At 71.7% G+C, this 16988-nt stretch carries 15 protein-coding genes and 1 pseudogene; 6 read left to right on the top strand and 10 right to left on the bottom strand.

From position 1 onward, the window contains the following. Window positions 1–436: 436 nt before the first annotated feature. From AB0J97_RS21125 to AB0J97_RS21135, 3 genes are read left to right on the top strand one after another with little or no spacing between them, the layout of a single operon-like run. Entirely contained in the window at window positions 437–1414 is a 978-nt protein-coding gene (locus AB0J97_RS21125; protein ID WP_352326975.1) for a MoxR family ATPase, read from the top strand. After that, entirely contained in the window at window positions 1411–2673 is a 1263-nt protein-coding gene (locus AB0J97_RS21130; protein ID WP_364091148.1) for a DUF58 domain-containing protein, read from the top strand. The genes AB0J97_RS21125 and AB0J97_RS21130 overlap by 4 nt, the downstream gene beginning before the upstream one ends. After that, complete coding sequence (locus AB0J97_RS21135) at window positions 2670–5096, top strand: DUF3488 and transglutaminase-like domain-containing protein (RefSeq protein ID WP_357705376.1); 2427 nt, start codon at window positions 2670–2672, stop codon at window positions 5094–5096. The genes AB0J97_RS21130 and AB0J97_RS21135 overlap by 4 nt, the downstream gene beginning before the upstream one ends. Window positions 5097–5183: 87 nt before the next feature. On the opposite strand, the gene AB0J97_RS21140 is transcribed toward AB0J97_RS21135, so the two are convergent. The 8 genes and pseudogenes from AB0J97_RS21140 to AB0J97_RS21175 form a co-directional block, all read right to left on the bottom strand. Beyond that, window positions 5184–5579: a DUF3040 domain-containing protein gene (locus AB0J97_RS21140; RefSeq protein WP_357705375.1), complete on the bottom strand. Its 396-nt coding sequence runs from the start codon at window positions 5577–5579 to the stop codon at window positions 5184–5186. A 240-nt stretch (window positions 5580–5819) separates the two neighbouring features. Further along, window positions 5820–7061, bottom strand: coding sequence for a DNA polymerase IV (gene dinB / locus AB0J97_RS21145; RefSeq protein WP_357705374.1), 1242 nt, complete (start codon window positions 7059–7061; stop codon window positions 5820–5822). Window positions 7062–7093: 32 nt separating this feature from the next. After that, window positions 7094–7849 carry a methyltransferase domain-containing protein gene (locus AB0J97_RS21150; protein ID WP_357705420.1) on the bottom strand — a complete coding sequence of 252 codons (756 nt, stop codon included), beginning with the start codon at window positions 7847–7849 and terminating at the stop codon, window positions 7094–7096. Window positions 7850–7993: 144 nt separating this feature from the next. After that, window positions 7994–8281 (bottom strand): annotated as a pseudogene (locus AB0J97_RS21155) (MmcQ/YjbR family DNA-binding protein); the annotation flags it as partial. 219 nt (window positions 8282–8500) lie between these two features. Then, window positions 8501–8911, bottom strand: coding sequence for a transcription antitermination factor NusB (gene nusB, locus AB0J97_RS21160; protein WP_357968019.1), 411 nt, complete (start codon window positions 8909–8911; stop codon window positions 8501–8503). 1 nt (window position 8912) lies between these two features. Then, a complete protein-coding gene (efp, locus tag AB0J97_RS21165) occupies window positions 8913–9473 on the bottom strand; it encodes an elongation factor P (protein ID WP_357705372.1) in 561 nt (186 codons plus the stop codon). Between the two features lie 25 nt (window positions 9474–9498). Further along, window positions 9499–10578 (bottom strand): aminopeptidase P family protein, encoded by a 1080-nt coding sequence (locus AB0J97_RS21170; protein WP_364091157.1) that lies wholly within the window; start codon window positions 10576–10578, stop codon window positions 9499–9501. A gap of 219 nt (window positions 10579–10797) precedes the next feature. Beyond that, the gene (locus tag AB0J97_RS21175) at window positions 10798–12480 is read right to left on the bottom strand and encodes a protein kinase (protein ID WP_364091160.1); all 1683 of its coding nucleotides are present in this window, start codon (window positions 12478–12480) and stop codon (window positions 10798–10800) included. 357 nt (window positions 12481–12837) lie between these two features. Here AB0J97_RS21175 and AB0J97_RS21180 point away from each other — a divergent pair, with 357 nt between their 5' ends. Beyond that, window positions 12838–13134, top strand: coding sequence for a hypothetical protein (locus AB0J97_RS21180; protein ID WP_364091163.1), 297 nt, complete (start codon window positions 12838–12840; stop codon window positions 13132–13134). After that, the gene (locus AB0J97_RS21185) at window positions 13134–13343 is read left to right on the top strand and encodes a helix-turn-helix transcriptional regulator (RefSeq protein WP_357705368.1); all 210 of its coding nucleotides are present in this window, start codon (window positions 13134–13136) and stop codon (window positions 13341–13343) included. Before AB0J97_RS21180 ends, AB0J97_RS21185 begins: the two co-directional genes overlap by 1 nt. 43 nt (window positions 13344–13386) lie before the next feature. On the opposite strand, the gene AB0J97_RS21190 is transcribed toward AB0J97_RS21185, so the two are convergent. Both AB0J97_RS21190 and AB0J97_RS21195 read right to left on the bottom strand, forming a co-directional pair. After that, a complete protein-coding gene (locus AB0J97_RS21190; protein ID WP_357705367.1) occupies window positions 13387–14685 on the bottom strand; it encodes a dicarboxylate/amino acid:cation symporter in 1299 nt (432 codons plus the stop codon). Window positions 14686–14934: 249 nt separating this feature from the next. Then, window positions 14935–15975: an LLM class F420-dependent oxidoreductase gene (locus tag AB0J97_RS21195; RefSeq protein ID WP_364091167.1), complete on the bottom strand. Its 1041-nt coding sequence runs from the start codon at window positions 15973–15975 to the stop codon at window positions 14935–14937. Window positions 15976–16068: 93 nt separating this feature from the next. Here AB0J97_RS21195 and AB0J97_RS21200 point away from each other — a divergent pair, with 93 nt between their 5' ends. Further along, window positions 16069–16956 (top strand): endonuclease/exonuclease/phosphatase family protein, encoded by an 888-nt coding sequence (locus AB0J97_RS21200; RefSeq protein ID WP_364091170.1) that lies wholly within the window; start codon window positions 16069–16071, stop codon window positions 16954–16956. The last annotated feature ends 32 nt before the right edge of the window (window positions 16957–16988 follow it).

A 16988-nucleotide genomic window follows, 5' to 3' on the forward strand; every position in this document is an offset into this window, starting at 1 on the left:
CTCAGCGCTGGCGCACCGGGCCCTCCACTGCGCACCACCATACTCCACTTCTCCCCACCGTCAACTGATCTGAACCGTCTTCGCCATTCGTTTCCGTTGCGTTACCGCAGGTCAGAGCGGTGGAGCGGGGTGGGGGGCGCCAGGGGGGCGGCGCAACCCTCATGGGCGTGTCGAGGGTTGCGAAGTCCGGCGGTATAGGGGCTCGCGAGCGGACGCGAAGGCCGGGTGGAGGAAAGTGGGGCGGCCGAGGGGGACAGTGTCACGGGATTCGCACTGCTATGCGACAAGAACAGGAACATCAGCGAGGTCTCCTGGAATATCCACAAATGTCGCTGAAGAACCCACAGCGTCGTAGGGTCGTACAGACAATGGAAAAGGAATGGCATGGCTCCCGTAATGGCACAGTGCGGGACAGCCGTCGCACTATGGAGGCCTGGTGGCACTAACCCATGACGTCCCTCCCCAGCTCGACGAGCTGGTCTCCACCGCCCACCGCATCCGGCAGGCCATCGAGTCGGTGATCGAGGGAAAGAGCGACGCCGTCCGCCTCACGCTGACCGTCCTGCTCGCCGAAGGCCACCTTTTGATCGAGGACGTGCCGGGCGTCGGCAAGACGATGCTCGCCAAGGCGCTGGCGCGGTCCATCGACTGCCCGGTGCGCCGCGTGCAGTTCACGCCCGACCTGTTGCCCAGTGACATCACCGGCGTCAGCGCCTACAACCAGCAGACGCGTGAGTTCGAGTTCAAGCCCGGCCCGGTGTTCGCCAACATCGTCGTGGGCGACGAGATCAACCGCGCCTCGCCCAAGACCCAGTCGGCGTTGCTGGAGTGCATGGAGGAGCACCAGGTCACGGTGGACGGCGTGACGTACCCCCTTGACGCCCCCTTCATGGTGATCGCCACCCAGAACCCCATCGAGATGGAGGGCACCTATCCCCTCCCCGAGGCCCAGCGCGACCGGTTCACCGCCAGGGTCGCCATGGGCTACCCGGAGCCGACGGCCGAGCTGGAGATGCTCGACGTGCACGGCAGCACCTCGCCGCTGGACAAGCTGGAGCCGGTCGCCACGACCGCCGAGGTGCGCGCCCTGATCGAGGCCGTGCGCGGCGTGTACGTCTCGCAGCCGGTCAAGAAGTACGCCATCGACCTCGTCGTGGCCACCCGCCACTCCCCCGACCTGCGGCTGGGCGCCTCGCCCCGGTCCACGCTGCAGCTCGTCCGCGCGGCCAGGGCGCACGCGGCGCTGGCCGGGCGCGACTACGTCATCCCCGACGACCTCCAGGACCTGGCGGTGCCCGTGCTGGCGCACCGGCTGCTGCCCAGCGTCGAGGCCCAGGGCCAGCGCCGCCTGCCCGAGCAGGTGGTGACCGACCTCGTCAGGCGTGTGCCGGTGCCGGAGACGCGAGCGTCGTGAGGGCCGGACTGCGGGCGCTGACCTCCCGCGGCAGGTCGTTCCTGGCCTCGGGGATCGCGGCGCTGCTGATGGCCCTGCTCCTGGGCGAGAACGACCTGTTCAGGATCGGCGTGCTGGTCACCGCGCTGCCGCTGCTGGCCGCGCTGGTGGTGGCACGTACCAGGTACCGGCTGAGCTGCGCGCGGAGGCTGGACCCGCCCCGGGCGGAGGTGGGCGGGGAGGCCACGGTGACGTTGCGCCTGGAGAACGTGACCAGGCTGCCGACCGGGCTGCTGCTGATCGAGGACACCGTGCCGTACGCGCTGGGCGTGCGGCCGCGGTTCGTGCTCGACCGGGTCGAGTCCAAGGGCGTGCGCGAGATCGACTACCGGGTCCGGTCCGACCTGCGCGGCAGGTACACGATCGGGCCGCTGTCGGTGCGCATCGCCGACCCGTTCGGGCTGGTGGAGCTGACCCGGGCGTTCACGATCAGTGACACGCTCGTGGTGACGCCGCAGGTGGTGGCGTTGCCGCACGTACGGCTGTCGGGCGAGTGGACGGGCGGTGGCGACAGCCGTACCCGGAGCGTGGCCGCCGCGGGCGACGACGACGTGGCGCCGCGCGAGTACCGGCAGGGCGACGACCTGCGCCGGGTGCACTGGCGCTCGACCGCCCGGTACGGCGAGCTGATGGTGCGCCGCGAGGAGCAGCAGTGGCAGAGCCGCGGCGCGCTCCTGCTCGACACCCGCAGGCACGCCCACCGCGGCGAGGGCCCGCGTTCCTCCTTCGAGGTGGCGGTCTCGGCCGCGGCCTCGATCGGCGTGCACCTCGCCCACGAGGGGCTGGGCCTGCGGCTGGTCACCGACCAGGGCGCCGAGCACCTGACGGACCAGGGGCTCAGCCACTCGCTGCTCGACACGCTCGCCGTGGTGCGGCACAGCTCGGCCCGCTCGCTGGAGATGGGCGTCTCGGCCCTGCGCCAGGGCGGCGGCGACGGCCTGATCGTGGCCGTGCTCGGCGCGCTCGACCCCGAGGAGGCCAGGGAACTGGCCCGGTTACGGCACAGCGGCGTCACCGGCGTCGCGGTCCTGCTGGACGCCGGCACCTGGGAGGGCGCCGGCCGGGGCTCGCACGAGAGCTTCGACGCCGTGCAGGGCGTACTGGCCGGTTACGGCTGGCGGATCGTCCGCCTGCCCGCCGGCACCTCCATCGCCTCGGTCTGGCCGGACGCCGCCAACCGTGGCAGGTACGCGCTCAACCCCACGGGAGGTGCGGCATGAGGCTGACGGGCGCCTCGGGCGTGGCCGCGTTCGCCGCGGCGATCCTGCTCTATCCGCTCTTCCAGGGCGGCGCCTGGTTCTGGACGTCCCTCGGCGCGGTGCTGGCCGTGACGGCCGCCGGGCTGTTCAGCTCCCGCCTGTCGCTGCCCGCCTGGGCCGCGCCGCTGGTGGGGCTGGCCGCGCTGTGGATCTTCCTGACCGTGGTCTTCGCCTCCGGCAAGGCGTGGGCGCTGGTGGTCCCGACCAAGGAGTCGGTGTGGGAGCTGGGCAGGCTGCTCGGCGTCGGCTGGGCCGACATCCAGCGCTACGCCGCTCCCGTACCGCCCACGGACGGCATCACGCTGCTGACCGCGGGCGGCGTGGGCGTCATCGCCGTCGCCGTGGACCTGCTCGCCGCGCGGCTGCGGCGGGCGGCGCTGGCCGGGCTGCCGCTGCTGGCGCTGGCCACCGTCCCGGCGACGATCCTGGCCGAGCCGATCAGCTGGCCCGCCTTCATCATCGCCGCGCTCGGCTTCGTCAGCCTGCTGATCGCCGACGGCCGCGAGCGGGTGGGGCACTGGGGCCGGGCGGTGCTCGTCCGCCGGACCCGGGTGGCGACCGGGCCGCGCCCGGACAACGACGGCGCCAGGGCCGACACGAGCGGCCTGAGGTTGTCGGGCAAGCGCATCGGGTTCGCCGCCATCGCGCTGGCCATCCTGCTGCCCGCCGCGCTGCCGGTGATGGAGCCGGTCTCCTTCTTCCAGTTCGGCGTGGGCGGACGCGGGGGCGGCAAGGGCAACTCGATCAGCATCGCGAACCCGATCGCCAGCCTGAGGGGCCAGCTCGAACTGCCCGAGCGGCGCGTGGTGCTCACGTACAACAACAACGACGACAAGCCCAGGTATCTGCGGATCTACGCGCTGGACACCTTCGACGGCCAGCAGTTCGGCATGACCAAGCCGGAGGGCTCGCCGGACAACAGGACGGAGAACGGCCCGCTGCCGCCGCCTCCCGGGCTGAGCGCGAGCACGAAGGTCACCAACGTGGTGACCAGGATCCGGATGAGCGACGAGATCGAGAAGCTGCAGTTCCTGCCGCTTCCGTACCCGCCGCGGCAGATCCGGGTGGACGGCGACTGGCGCGCCGACGTCGCCACGCTGATGGTCTTCTCCATCCCCGACGAGGCCGCCGGGCTGGAGTACGAGGTCGCCACCGGCGAGCCGGCCGCCACGCCCGAGCTGCTGGAGTCGCTGGAGGGCGTCCAGCCGAGCGTGGACCGGCGGTACCTGAAGCTGCCGGACAACCTGCCGCCGGAGATCGTCCGGCTGGCGCGTTCGCTGACCGCGCAGACCAACTCCAGCTACGAGGCCGCGGTGAAGCTCCAGCAGTTCTTCACCAAGGACGGCGACTTCCGCTACGACCTCAGGACGCAGGGGCACGGCAACTCCGCGCTCCAGGACTTCCTGCTGCGCGACCGTACGGGCTACTGCGAGCAGTTCGCGGCCTCGATGGCGGTGCTGGCCAGGATCGTCGGCATCCCGTCGCGGGTGGCGATCGGCTACACCGGCGGCACGAAGGCCGGCGACAACTGGACGGTCACGACGGCTGACTCCCACTCCTGGCCCGAGCTGTACTTCGAGGGTGTGGGCTGGCTGCCGTTCGAGCCGACGCCGTCCGGGTCGCTGGGGCAGGGCAGCGCGCGGGTGCCGGACTACACGGTCCCGCCGGCGCCCTCGACGACGCCGTCCACCTCGCCGACCAGCGGGGCGACCGACTCCGGCGCCGACGACCCGATCAACCCCTCCACCCGGCGCAACCCGCGCGAGCTCGACCGTGAGGGCCTGATCGCGACGGGCGGCCTGCCGCCGGACGACTCGATGCCGCTGATCGGCAAGATCGGCATCGGCGCGGGCGCGCTGCTGCTGCTCCTGCTCGTCCCGGCGGCGCTGCGGCTGCTCACCAGGAACCGGCGGGTGCGCGCGCTGGGCTGGAAGGTCTCGCGACCGGCCGACGATCTGACGGCCCGGATCGCGACCGCTCACCACCCGTCGATCGCGGCCGTGTGGGCCGAACTGGACGACGTGCTCCACGACTACGGCATGGCCCGCGGCGTCAGCGAGACCCCGAGGGCGCTGGCCAGGCGGCTGAGCGAGCAGTACGAGTTCGACGCCGACTCGACGGCGGCCATGACGGCCATCGCGACGACGGTCGAGCGGGTGCTGTTCGCCAGGGACCCGGGCACGATCGGGCCCATGAGAAAGGACCTGCGCAAGGTGCGGCAGGCCCTGGCGGCGACGGTGTCGCGGGGACGGCGGATCCGGGCGGTGCTGCTGCCGCCCTCGACGCTGCGGCGGCTGCGGGCGCTGGGCGAGCGCCTGCTCGACGGGTTCGACCTGCTGGAGAACATCAGGCTGCGGCGGACGGCGGCGTCGAAGGGCGCCTGAGCCGCTCGCCCAGGACCGGACGTGCGGTCGCTCCCCGGAAGGGGAACGGCCGCGCGTTCGTCTGTGCCCGGAAGTTCGCGGAGGCGATCAGCGCTCGTCGTGACGACGGCGCCAGCGCTCCTCCATGCGCTCCATGAAGGTGCCCCGGTTGGCGCGCCGGGGCTGCCTGCCCGGGGCGCCCGCGCCCGGAGCCGGCGGGGAGTCGCCGAATCCGTTCATGCGCTTCCAGCTGGACAGACCCCACAGACACGCGGCGAGCATGACCACGAAACCGCCGACGCCGAGCGGGATCTGACTCATGACCACGCCGACCATCATGATGACGACGCCGAGGGCAAAGCCGATGGAGGCTTTGATCAGGCGACGCTTGTAATGGCTGCGCGGGTCACTGATCCGTACGGTGTTGGCCCACTTCGGGTCCTCGGCGTAGAGGGCCTGCTCGATCTGGTCGAGCAAGCGCTGCTCGTGCTCAGAGAGCGGCACGGCGCCTCCCAAGGACAGCCCCAGGACGGGGAAGACGGCAACGGACGACACGGGGTGTCCGAACCTCGCGGTCGGTTATCCCCAGAATACGAGGCTGTAGACGTAGGCGAAAGCAAACGTCCAACGCAGACCAAACCGGAGGTGACGTCATGGCTCCATTGTGGACCATCTCTCACCCCTCTCCCCAAAATCGCGACATCCTTCTCCTACCCGACTGACCGATCGAGTAGGACATGGGCGTCATGTCTCTATTTCATCAAGCTTGCCACGTACCAGCGACGCCGGGAGCACCGCATCGGGCCCAAATCTCCGGATCGCCTTGTCCATCGCCTGTTCGGCCTCGCGCCAGCCGGTCTCGCGCTCGCCCAGACCGAGTTGGTGGGTGGCCTCGCCGGCCGGGCGGAGGTTCTCCATCCGGACCCCGACCAGGCGCAGGCGCACGCGCTGGAGACCGGCGGCCTCGAACAGCTCGCAGGCGGTGGCGTAGATCACCTGGGCCACGTCGGTCGGCTCCCGCAGGGTGCGCGACCTGGTGATCGTGGTGAAATCGGCCCGGCGCAGCTTCACACTTACAGTTCTGCCCACGTGTCCGCCCTTACGCATGCGGGCCGCCACGCGCTCGGCCAGGCGCAACAGCTCGCGCCGGATCACCTCGGGGTCGTCGACGTCGGCCGCGAAGGTCTCCTCGTTGCCGATGCTCTTGTCGGGCACGTGCGCGGTCACCGGACGCTCGTCGCGCCCCCAGGCCAGCGTCGCCAGGTGGCCGCCGACGGCCTGCCCGAGCTCGCGCTGGAGCGTGTTCAGGGGCACCCTGGCCAGGTCGCCGACCGTGCGGATGCCGAGCCGTACGAGGGACTGCTCGGTGCGCTCCCCCACGCCCCACAGCGCCGAGACCGGCAGCGGATGGAGGAAGTCGACCACCTCGCCCTCGGGCACCACCAGCAACCCGTCGGGCTTGCACTGCTTGGAGGCCAGCTTTGCCACGAATTTGCTGCCGGCCACCCCCACCGAGCAGGTGATGCCGTAGCGGTCGAGGACCTGTTCCCTGATCATGGCGGCGATCGCCGCGGGCGGGCCGAGCCGCCGCCGGGCGCCGCCGACGTCGAGGAACGCCTCGTCGGAGGCGATCGGCTCGACCAGCGGGGTGATCGAGTGGAAGATCTCCATGACGCCCCGGGAGACCTCGGAGTACTTGCCGTGGCTGGGCGGGATGATCGTGGCCTGCGGGCACAGCCGGCGCGCCCGGCTCATCGGCATCGCCGAGTGGACGCCGACGGCCCTGGCCTCGTAGGTGGCGCTGAGCACAACGCCGCGCCCGGCCGGCGAGCCGACGATCACCGGGCGGCCCCGCAGCTCCGGCCGGTCGAGCAGCTCGACGCTGGCGAAGAAGGCGTCCATGTCGACATGGAGAATCGGGCAGCCGCTGTCATCGGCCCCGGTCCGCGGCGCGGGGCCGATGCCTGTGATCTGCTTGCGGGACACGCCGTCGATTCTATCCGAACAGACGTTCCAGACTAGGGGCGGCGGCCGAGGACGTGCACCTGCGTGGCGACGTCCCGCAGCACGGGGTGGACGGCGGCGGCCTGCTCCAGAGCCACGAGCGCGTCGGCCGCGCCGGGCTCGCCGTCGACGAGCCTGCTGGGCACCAGGTCGGCGAAGACCCGCACCCCGTGGACCGCGCCGACGGTGAAGCCCGTGGCGGTCAGCAGCTGCGACAGGGTCTCGGCGGTGAAGCGCCTGGGCGTGGGGTCGCGGTCGCCCCACGTGCCGCGCGGGTCGGCCAGGACGGCCCTCGCCTCGTCGAACTGCCCGGCCAGCGCCCGGTGGATCGCGCTGGCGACGGGGTTGGCGGCCAGGACGCTGACGGCGCCGCCCGGACGCAGCAGCCCGGCCACGGCGGCCAGCGCGGCGGTCGGGTCGTCGACGTACTCCAGGACGCTGTGGCACAGGACCAGGTCGGCGCTGTCGCGGTCGAGCAGGTCGCCGAGGTCGGCGGTGTCGCCCTGCAGGCCGCGCACGCCCACGCCCTTCTCCTTGGCCCGGCGCTCCAGCGCGGCCAGCGAGTCGGGGCTGGGGTCGACGACGGTGACGGTGTGGCCCAGCTCGGCCAGCGGCACGGCGAACCCTCCGGTGCCCCCGCCGGCGTCGACGATGTCGAGCGCGTCACGGCCGACGGCCTGGGCCCGCTCGGCCAGCACCGAGCGCAACGCGCCCCAGACGACGGCGGTGCGCACCGCCGGGGTCTTCGTGGTGACGCCTTCTGCTCGCAACGTCGGCTCGCCTCTCTCTCCTCCGCGGGCGGCCCTCGCCCTGTGCGGACGGGCCCAGCCTACGCCGTACGCGCCGTCGCCCGCAGGCCGGACCTGACCGTCGAACGCCGCCGCCACCCTCTTGGGCGCCCTCAGCCGCCAGGCGTCGGTCAGCAGCTCGGCCAGCTCGCCGGCCGCCACGGCCGCCAGGCGCACCAGCACCGCGGCGTGCCCGTCGTAGTGGGACGTGGTGAAGAACGTGCCGGGGGCGGCGGCGATCAGCTCGTGCTTGAGCTCCTCGCCGCCCACGGGCGCGACGAGCACGCCGCCCTCCTCCGTGATCCGCGCGAACCACCGGCCGCGCACGTAGAAGGCGGGCGTGCCGTACATGGGCTTCTCGGCGGTCTCGGGGAGCGCCAGGGCCAGGGCGCGCGCCTCGTCTTCGGTCACCATGGACCTGATGCTGCCACGGGCGGACGGGGGCCGGAAAAGGGCGCGTCGCGGCTGGTGACGCGCCACTTCCCCGGACCGGCTCGGGGCCCGCGGACAGGCCGGGGGCCTCGCCCGGAAGGCGGTCCGACCCCACGACGGCGCGCCTTCCCTCGTCTCTCGCGAGCCGTACGGGCCGCGTGTGAGTGGAACGTACCTCAAAACGGCCTTCGCGGCCTTTGTCTAAAGGGTGAGGCTTGGCTTGAGTTGCTTGAACCGGGCCAGCAGCCCGTTGATGAACTGCGGCGACTCGTCGGTCGACAGCTCACCCGCCAGGTGCACCCACTCGCTGATGACCACGCCCTCCGGCACGTCGGGCATCCACAGCAGCTCGTACGTGCCACCGCGCAGCAGGTTGCGGTCGACCGCGGGCATGCGGTCGAGCGTCCAGCCCTCGGAGTAGGTGGTGATCAGCTCGTCGATGCGGGCGTGGTGGCGGGCGACGCCCTCGACGATGGTCGAGGTGTACTCGTTGACCGGCGGCTCCTGCCGCTCCACGCGCTCGGCGAGGATCCGCAGCGGGTCCTCCGAGCGCAGCTCGGCCTCGAAGAGGATGTCAAGGGCGCGCCTGCGTGCTTTGCCGCGTGCAGACACCTCAGGCCCGGCCGAGGTATTCGCCGCTACGGGTGTCGACCTTGACCTTCTCGCCGGTCGTGATGAACAGCGGCACCTTGATCTCGGCGCCGGTCTCCAGCGTGGCGGGCTTGGTGCCGCCGGTCGAGCGGTCGCCCTGCAGGCCGGGCTCGGTGTTGGAGATCGTCAGCTCGACGGCGGCGGCCAGGTCGACGTAGAGCGCGGAGCCCTCGTTGAAGGCGATCGTGGCGAGGGTGTTCTCCAGCATGTAGTTGGCGGCGGTGCCGACGGTGCGGGCGGGCACGTTGACCATGTCGTAGGTCTCGGTGTCCATGAACACGAAGTCGTCGCCGTCCTTGTAGGAGTACTGCATCTCGCGCTTGTCGACGTTGGCCACGTCGACCTTCACGCCGGCGTTGAAGGTCTTGTCGACGACCTTGCCGGAGAGCACGTTCTTGAGCTTGGTACGCACGAACGCGCCGCCCTTGCCCGGCTTGACGTGCTGGAACTCGACAACGCTCCAGAGCTCACCGCCCTCGAGCTTCAGCACCATGCCGTTCTTGAGGTCGTTGGTCGTCGCCACTCGTTCTCTCCCGCGTGTGGCCGCTCTAAAGGACGAGCAGCTCCTTGGTCGTCTTGGTGAAAAGTTCCGGACCGCCCTCACGTGTCACGAGGGTGTCCTCGATGCGAACCCCGCCCCGCTCGGGGAGGTAGATCCCCGGCTCGACGGTGATCGGAACTCGATCCTCTAGTCTACCGGTCCTGGAGGGGCCCAGGAACGGGTCCTCGTGGATCTCCAGGCCGACGCCGTGGCCCAGGCCGTGCCGGAAGTGGTCGCCGTGCCCGGCTGCCGCGATCAGGCCGCGTGCGGCGGCGTCGACGTCCTTGGCCTCGGCTCCCGGGGTCAGGGCGTGGCGGCCGGCCCGCTGGGCGCGTCTGACCAGGTCGTAGAGGTCGCGCTGCCAGTCCGCGGGCTCACCGAGGCAGACCGTCCTGGTCATGTCGGCGTGGTAGCCGTGGTATCGGGCGCCGAAGTCCATGGTGACCAGGTCGCCGGCGCGCAGCTCGCGGTCGGTGGGGGCGTGGTGCGGGATCGCGCCGTTCTCGCCGGCGGCGACGATCGTGTCGAACGCGGGCTTGTCGGCGCCCAGCTCGGTCATGCGGTTGTCGAGCAGGCGGGCCACGGCGCGTTCGGTGAGGCCCGGCGCGATCAGCGGGAGCACGTCGGCGAAGGCCTGGTCGGTCAGGGCGCAGGCGGTGCGGATGAGCTCCAGTTCCGCCTCGTCCTTGACCGCGCGCAGTTCCTCGACCAGCGGGCCGAGCGGCACCAGGCCCCCGCCCTCGCCTCCGCCCGCGTTCAGGCCCGCGTTCAGACCCGCGTTCAGGCGGCGGAAGGTGGCCACGCTCATGGCGGCGGCCTCGATGCCCGCGCCCGGCTCGGCGAGCCTGCCGGCCACGTCGGGGGCCTCGACCGCGGTGACGTCCAGGGCGCGGGTCATGTCGATGTAGCGGTTGTCGGTCGCCAGCAGCGCCGAGCCGTCGGCCCTGACCAGGACGGCCGCGTTCGAGCTGACCAGCCCGGTGAGGTAGCGGACGTTGACGGGGGAGGTGACGAGGAGCGCGGGCACCTCGTGCGCCGGCAGCGCCGCGGCCAGGCGTGCGCGGCGCGCCGGGTAGTCGATGGTCATCCCGCCAATGTACGCGCGCCCCCGCCCCTCCCCCACCCCGGCCGAGAACCCGATCAAGAGCCCGCTCGGGAGAGGCTGGACCGGAGGGCCCGTCCGGGCGTGGGCGGTCAGGTGTGGGCGGTCAGGTGTGGGCGGTCAGGTGTGGGCGGTCAGGTGTGGGCGGTCAGGTGTGGGCGGTCAGGTGTGGGCGGTCAGGTGTGGGCGGTCGGGTGGGGGTGGTCAGTTGAGGGCGAAGTCGTTCAGGAACGAGGCGAGCGGGCCTGACAAGGGGGCCTCGCCCTTGCTCTGGGCGCGGCGCAAGTCCTCGTAGACGTGGGCGATCTCGTTGCGGGCAGGCTTGAACTGGCCCTCCTGGAGCTTCCTGGCGGCCTTCCTGAGCTTGTCGTGGGCCTTCTCGGCGACCTTGGGGTCGATGTCGCCGATCTTCTCCTGGGAGGTCAGCGTCTGGTCGAACTTGATCAGCCAGTAGTCCCAGCCGCCCGCCGGGGGCCGGTCGGCGCTCAGGGTCGTCTTGGGGCCGACGGTCTGGACCAGGCCGGTGGCGATGTCGCCCGGGGTGAGGTCGGTGGGGGCGAGGTCGGTGGGCGTGGGGTCTGGCTCCTCGGGGGCCGGACCGGCGGTGAAGGTGATGGCCGGGGACAGGACGGCCGTGGGCGACGTGCTCGCGCTCGGCCCGGCCGCCGGGGTCTCCTTGCCGGAGCCCAGCCACATCACCATGCCGACGGTCACGACGGCGATGACCGCGACAGCGATCCCCATCTGGACCAGCAGCTTGTTGCCGGTGCGCGGAGGTGCGGGGTCCAGGTCGGCGGACTCGTAGACGGCGGTGTCGCCGGCGCGCGGGACGCCGTTGAAGTCGTACACCTGGGTGTCGCCCGGCCATCCCGCCTGCGCGCCGGCCGGGGCGCCGACAGGGCTTCCGGCGGCGTTTCCGGCGGCGGGGGCCGCGCCCGGGGCCGCGCCGGGGCGGGCGATGGCGGCCAGGGCCCGGCGGATGGCCTCGCCGCCGGAGGGACGCCTGGCGGGGTCGGGCGCGAGCATGGCGAGGACGAGCCGGTCCAGCTCGGCGGGGATCTCGGGCCGGAGCGCACTGGGCGGGACGACGCCGTGCCCGCCACTCCCGGGCCCCGCGCCCCCGGGACCCGCACTCCCTGGCGCCGTGCTTCCAGGGCCCGAAGTCTCGGGACCCGCAGTCCCGGGGGTCGTGCTTCCGGGGGCCGGGCTGCCGGGGCCCGTGGTTCCGGGGGTCTGGCCGGGGAGGGCCCGCATGCCGGTTACCGGCAGGTCAGGGGTGGAACCGGGCGGGCGGCCGCAGAGGAGTTCGTAGCAGACGGCGCCGAGGGCGTACAGGTCGGCGGCGGCCGTGGCGGGACGGCCGGAGGCCCGTTCGGGGGCCAGGTAGCGGCGTTCGGCCTGGGACGGCTCCTCGTCCGGGAGCCCGAACCCGACGACCTTCAGCACCCCGCTGGCCGCCCGCCGGAAGCTGCCGGAGTCGATCTGCCCGTGGAAGACCCCGGCGCGGTGGGCGGCGTCCAGCCCGGCGGCGGCCTGGCCGACCAGGTCGCAGACCTCGACGATCCGCAGGGGCCCCTCGGCCGCCAGGTCCTCACCCAGGCTGGTCCCGGTGAGGAACTCGGTCACGAGGAAGGGGGCGCCGTCCTGGTCGCCCACGTCGAGGACCATGGCCACGTTGGGGTGGATCACCCTGGCCACCGCCTGGGCGTGCTGCTTCAGCGCCTCCCTGGCGGCCTCGCCGGCCGCCCCCGCGCCCAGGATCTTCACGGCCACGACCCAGTCGGCGCGGGTGTCGTAGGCCCGCCACACCTCACCCATCGGACCGCTGCCGATGAGCTCGTCAAGCCGGTACCGGTCGGCGACCATCGAAGGCGTAGCGTCGGACATATCCCCGCCAAAAACTCGAAAAGTGGGTTATTTCCGACCAACCATAGGGCCCTCCGGCCCCCGCCGCCCCATGATCCACACTTCACACCCCGCGCCACACAGCGCCGGCCACCCCTCGACATAACGAATATCGTTATTTACGATTATCGTTACGGCAACGAAGTGGATCCATCGGCTTGAGGTCGTGCTGAGCATCGCCGGCGTGACGCCGCCCGTGGTCCCCGTCCCGGGGGTGGAGATCGTCAGTGCCGCGGCGGACGTGACCCTCGCCCGCGGGGACCCTCGCCCGCGGCGGCCCTGCTCTACCTCCTGCAATGGGCGCCGCCCACGGCGACCGGGCTGCTCTCGCTGTACACCGTGGTCCGCGCGTTGCGCAGGGCGCGGTCGGGAGACCGGGCGCTGTTCTCCGCCGTGACGGCCGGGCACCTGCGCCGGCCGGGCTGGATCCTGATCACCGGTTCGCTCGTGTCGGCCGTGCTCGGCACGGCGGCGCAGGCCATACTGTCCGGCATGCTGCTGACGACCGGCCCGGCCTTCGTCCCGCGGCCGGACGCGCCGCCCGCAGGGCTCGTGGCGGGCCTGTGCGCGCTCGGGGTCTCGGAGATCGTCCGCCGGGGCGTGGTCCTGCTCGACGAGGCCGAGGCCACGATCTGATGCCCGAAGGCACCATCCGGGTACGCCTGGACGAACTGCTCGCCCAGCGCGGCATGACGCTCACCGAGCTGTCGCACCAGGTCGAGATCACCGTCGTGAACCTGTCGATACTCAAGAACGGCCACGCCAAGGCCATCCGCTTCTCCACCTTGACCCGGCTGTGCGAGGCCCTCGGCTGCCAGCCGGGAGACCTGCTGACCTACGACTGAGGGCGGGCGGCCGTACGGCCACCCGCCCTCGAAACGACATCGGTCAGGCCGTCGCGGGCTCCGGGCCGCGCGACGGGCGGACCGCGGCGGGGGCGTCGTCGAGCGGCTGCGGCGGCGCGTTGAACACCGCCTCGTCCAGGCGGCCCTCCGAGCGGGCCACCAGGACCGGGACGACCATCTGGCCCGCGACGTTGGTCGCGGTGCGGATCATGTCGAGGATCGGGTCGATGGCGAGCAGCAGGCCGACGCCTTCGAGCGGCAGGCCCAGCGTGCTGAGCGTGAGCGTCAGCATGACGATCGCGCCGGTCAGGCCCGCGGTGGCGGCCGAGCCGACGACCGAGACGAACGCGATCAGCAGGTAGTCCCCCACCCCGAGGTGCACGCCGAACACCTGGGCCACGAAGATCGCGGCGAGCGCCGGGTAGACCGAGGCGCAGCCGTCCATCTTGGTGGTGGCGCCGAAGGGCACCGCGAAGGAGGCGTAGTCGCGGTCCACGCCGTTGCGCTCGACGGTGACGCGCTGGGTCAGGGGCAGCGTGCCGACCGAGGAACGGGAGACGAAGGCCAGCTCGATGGCGGGCCAGGCGTTACGGAAGAACGTGATCGGGTTGACCTTGCCCCAGACCGCCAGCAGCGTCGGGTAGACGGCCAGCAGGACGATGAAGCAACCGATGTACACGCCGACGCTGAACTTTGCCAGCGGGGCCAGCAGGTCCCAGCCGTAGGTGGACACGGCCTTGCCGATGAGGCCGGCGGTGCCGATCGGGGCCAGGCGGATGACCCACCACAGGGCCTTCTGCACCAGTTCGAGCACCGAACGGCTGAGGTTGAGGAACGGCTCCGCCTTCTCCCCCACGGCCAGGGCCGCCGCGCCGAGGACGACACCCAGGAAGACGATCTGGAGGACGTTCACCTCGGTGAAGGCCGTGACGATGTTGGTGGGCAGGATGCCGGTGACGAAGTCGAGCCAGGTGCCGGCGCCCTCCATGTCGACGGCCTTGGCGGCGCCGGTGTCGAGGGTGACGCCCTGACCCGGGTTGATGATCAGGCCGAGCGCGATCGCGAAGGCGACGGAGATGAAAGCGGTGATCAGGAACCAGAGCAGGGTCTTGGAGGCCAGGCGGGCCGCGCCGTTGACGTTGCGCAGGTTGGCCACGCTGACCAGCACGGCGGTGAACACCAGCGGCGGCACGGCCAGCTTGAGCAGCTGGACGAAGAGCTTGCCGACCTGGGTCAGTGTCTCGGCCAGCCAGGCCACGTCCCAGATCTTGGCGACGAACCCCAGGGCGATGCCGGCCGCGAGGCCGAGCAGAAGCTGAAGGGAGAAGGTGAATCTCTTCACGGGAGGAAGGCTCCGGAAGTCAGGCATGCCACAGCGAAGGTGGGCACGCAGGTGAGGAAGGGGGGTCCGGGGACGCGCTGATCAGCGACAGAGGGATCCGTGCAGACGGCACAGATCCACGTGCAGACGCTCGACGAGCCGCACGATAACCACAGAGAACCTCACGAGGACGTACAACAGCGTGCGAAACGGGGCATATTCCCGCTCCGCATTGTGATGTGCGTCACACCCCTTCCGGAGCCCGGTGGATCAGGCGACCAGCTCCTTGACCTTCTCCAGCAGGCGGACGCGCTCCTCGTGCGTACGGCCGAGCGGCGCGACGTTGAGCGTCGTCACCCCCGACTCCTTCAGCGCCGCGATCCGGTCGCGCACGAAGCCCTCGCTGCCGATCAGCGACATGTTCTCCAGCAGCTCGGCCGGGACCAGCGCGGCGGCCTCGTCCTTCTTGCCCTCCAGGTAGAGGTCCTGGATCTGCTCGGCCTCCTTCTCGTAGCCGTAGCGCCTGGCCAGGTCGTTGTAGAAGTTCTTGCCCTTGGCGCCCATGCCGCCGATGTACAGGGCCGCCATCGGCCGGCCGAACTCGCGCAGCCCGGCCGCGTCGTCGCCGATGGCCAGCGTCGCCTGGGCGATCACGTCCAGCTCGCCCAGCTCGGGGTCGCGCCTGGCCTTGCCCGCGGCCAGCGACGGGCCCCACACCTGCGCGGCCTTCTCCGGGTAGTAGAAGATCGGTTCCCAGCCCTCGGCCAGCTCGGCGGTCATCTCCACGTTCTTCGGGCCGATGGCGGCGACCACGATCGGGATGCGCGGGCGCACCGGGTGGTTGATGATCTTCAGCGGCTTGCCCAGGCCGGTGCCCTCCCCGGCGGGCAGCGGCACGTTGTAGTTGCGGCCGGCGTGCTCCAGCCGCTCGCGCCGCCACACCTTGCGGCAGATCTCGATGACCTCCCGGGTACGCCCGATCGGCGCGGTGTACGGCACCCCGTGGAACCCCTCGATGACCTGCGGGCCCGACGTCCCGATGCCCAGCGTGAAGCGCCCGTCGGAGACGAAGTCCATGCCCGCGGCGGTCATGGCGAGCAGCGTCGGCGTGCGGGAGTAGATCGGCAGGATGCCCGAGGCGATCTGCACCCGCTCGGTCTTGGCCGCGATGTACCCCATCTGGCTGACGGCGTCGAAGCTGTACGCCTCGGCCACGAAGACGATGTCGAGGCCCGCCTTCTCGTAGTCGGCCAGCTCGGCGACCGTCTCCTTGAAACCGCCCGAGTAGTTGAGTGCCATACCGATGCGCATGCCGGGCTCCCGATGAACCGAATGATGTTCCGTTGCGACGTCCACAGGTTAGCGTGTCGGCGTGTCGCGCGGCGAAGCACTAGCCTGGTTCGGGTGCTGAGCCGGGTGGTCGTCGTCGTCTCCGCAGCGGTCGCCCTGGCCCTGGCGGGGCATTCGCTGATCCCGGCGCTCGGCGGGTTCACGCCCGTCCTGGAGAGCCTGCTCCCGTGGATGGGGCTGGCGGTTCCGCTGCTGCTGCTGCTCGCCGTCCTGGCGCGGTCGAGGGCGGCCGCGCTCGCGGCGCTGGCGCCCGGCCTGGTGTGGGCGGCGATGTTCGGCTCGACGCTGCTGGCCACGTCGCCCGGCGGCCCCAGCGACCTGGCCGTCGGCACGGTCAACGTCGGCGTGCGCAACAGCGCGTCCGGCGAGGCGGTCAAGGCCATCGCCGAAGACCTCGACCTGCTGGCCGCGCAGGAGCTGACACCCGGCGGGCCTGCGGCCAAGCAGCTCAACAAGATGTTCCGCTACCACTACCCGGTCAGCACGGTCGGCCTGTGGAGCCGCTACCCGCTCAGCGAGACCAGCCCCCTCGACGTCGGCATGGGCTGGCCGCGGGCGCTGCGCGCGGTGGTCAGCACCCCCAAGGGCAAGGTCACCGTCTACGTCATGCACCTGGCCTCGGCCAGGCCCGGCCACACCGCCTCCCGCGACGCCTCCCTGACGCACGCCCGCAAGCTCGTCGACGCCGATCCGAGCAAGCGCGTCCTGCTGCTCGGCGACCTCAACACCGCCACCACCGACCGGGGCATGAGCGGGCTGACCCCGCCGCTGACCGACGCCCAGAGCGTGGCCGGCGACGGGTTCGGCTTCACCTGGCCGGCCGAGTTCCCCATCACCCGTCCCGACCACATCCTGTTCAGGGGCATGACGGCGACCAAGGCGGGCGTGGCGCCGGCCACCGGCAGCGACCACCGCGCCGCCATCGCCTCCCTGCGCTTCTGACGGCCTTCCAGCAGGTCCGGGTCCTGCCGTGC

The organism is Nonomuraea sp. NPDC049607 (assembly GCF_040675375.1).
Lineage (GTDB): Bacteria > Actinomycetota > Actinomycetes > Streptosporangiales > Streptosporangiaceae > Nonomuraea.

Bases quoted from the DNA above. Each gene is read 5' to 3' on its own strand.
- AB0J97_RS21185 (WP_357705368.1), top strand. From the start codon at position 13,134: ATGCCCGAAGGCACCATCCGGGTACGCCTGGACGAACTGCTCGCCCAG.
- AB0J97_RS21175 (WP_364091160.1), bottom strand. From the start codon at position 12,480: ATGTCCGACGCTACGCCTTCGATGGTCGCCGACCGGTACCGGCTTGAC.
- AB0J97_RS21195 (WP_364091167.1), bottom strand. From the start codon at position 15,975: ATGCGCATCGGTATGGCACTCAACTACTCGGGCGGTTTCAAGGAGACG.
- AB0J97_RS21170 (WP_364091157.1), bottom strand. From the start codon at position 10,578: ATGACCATCGACTACCCGGCGCGCCGCGCACGCCTGGCCGCGGCGCTG.
- AB0J97_RS21135 (WP_357705376.1), top strand. From the start codon at position 2,670: ATGAGGCTGACGGGCGCCTCGGGCGTGGCCGCGTTCGCCGCGGCGATC.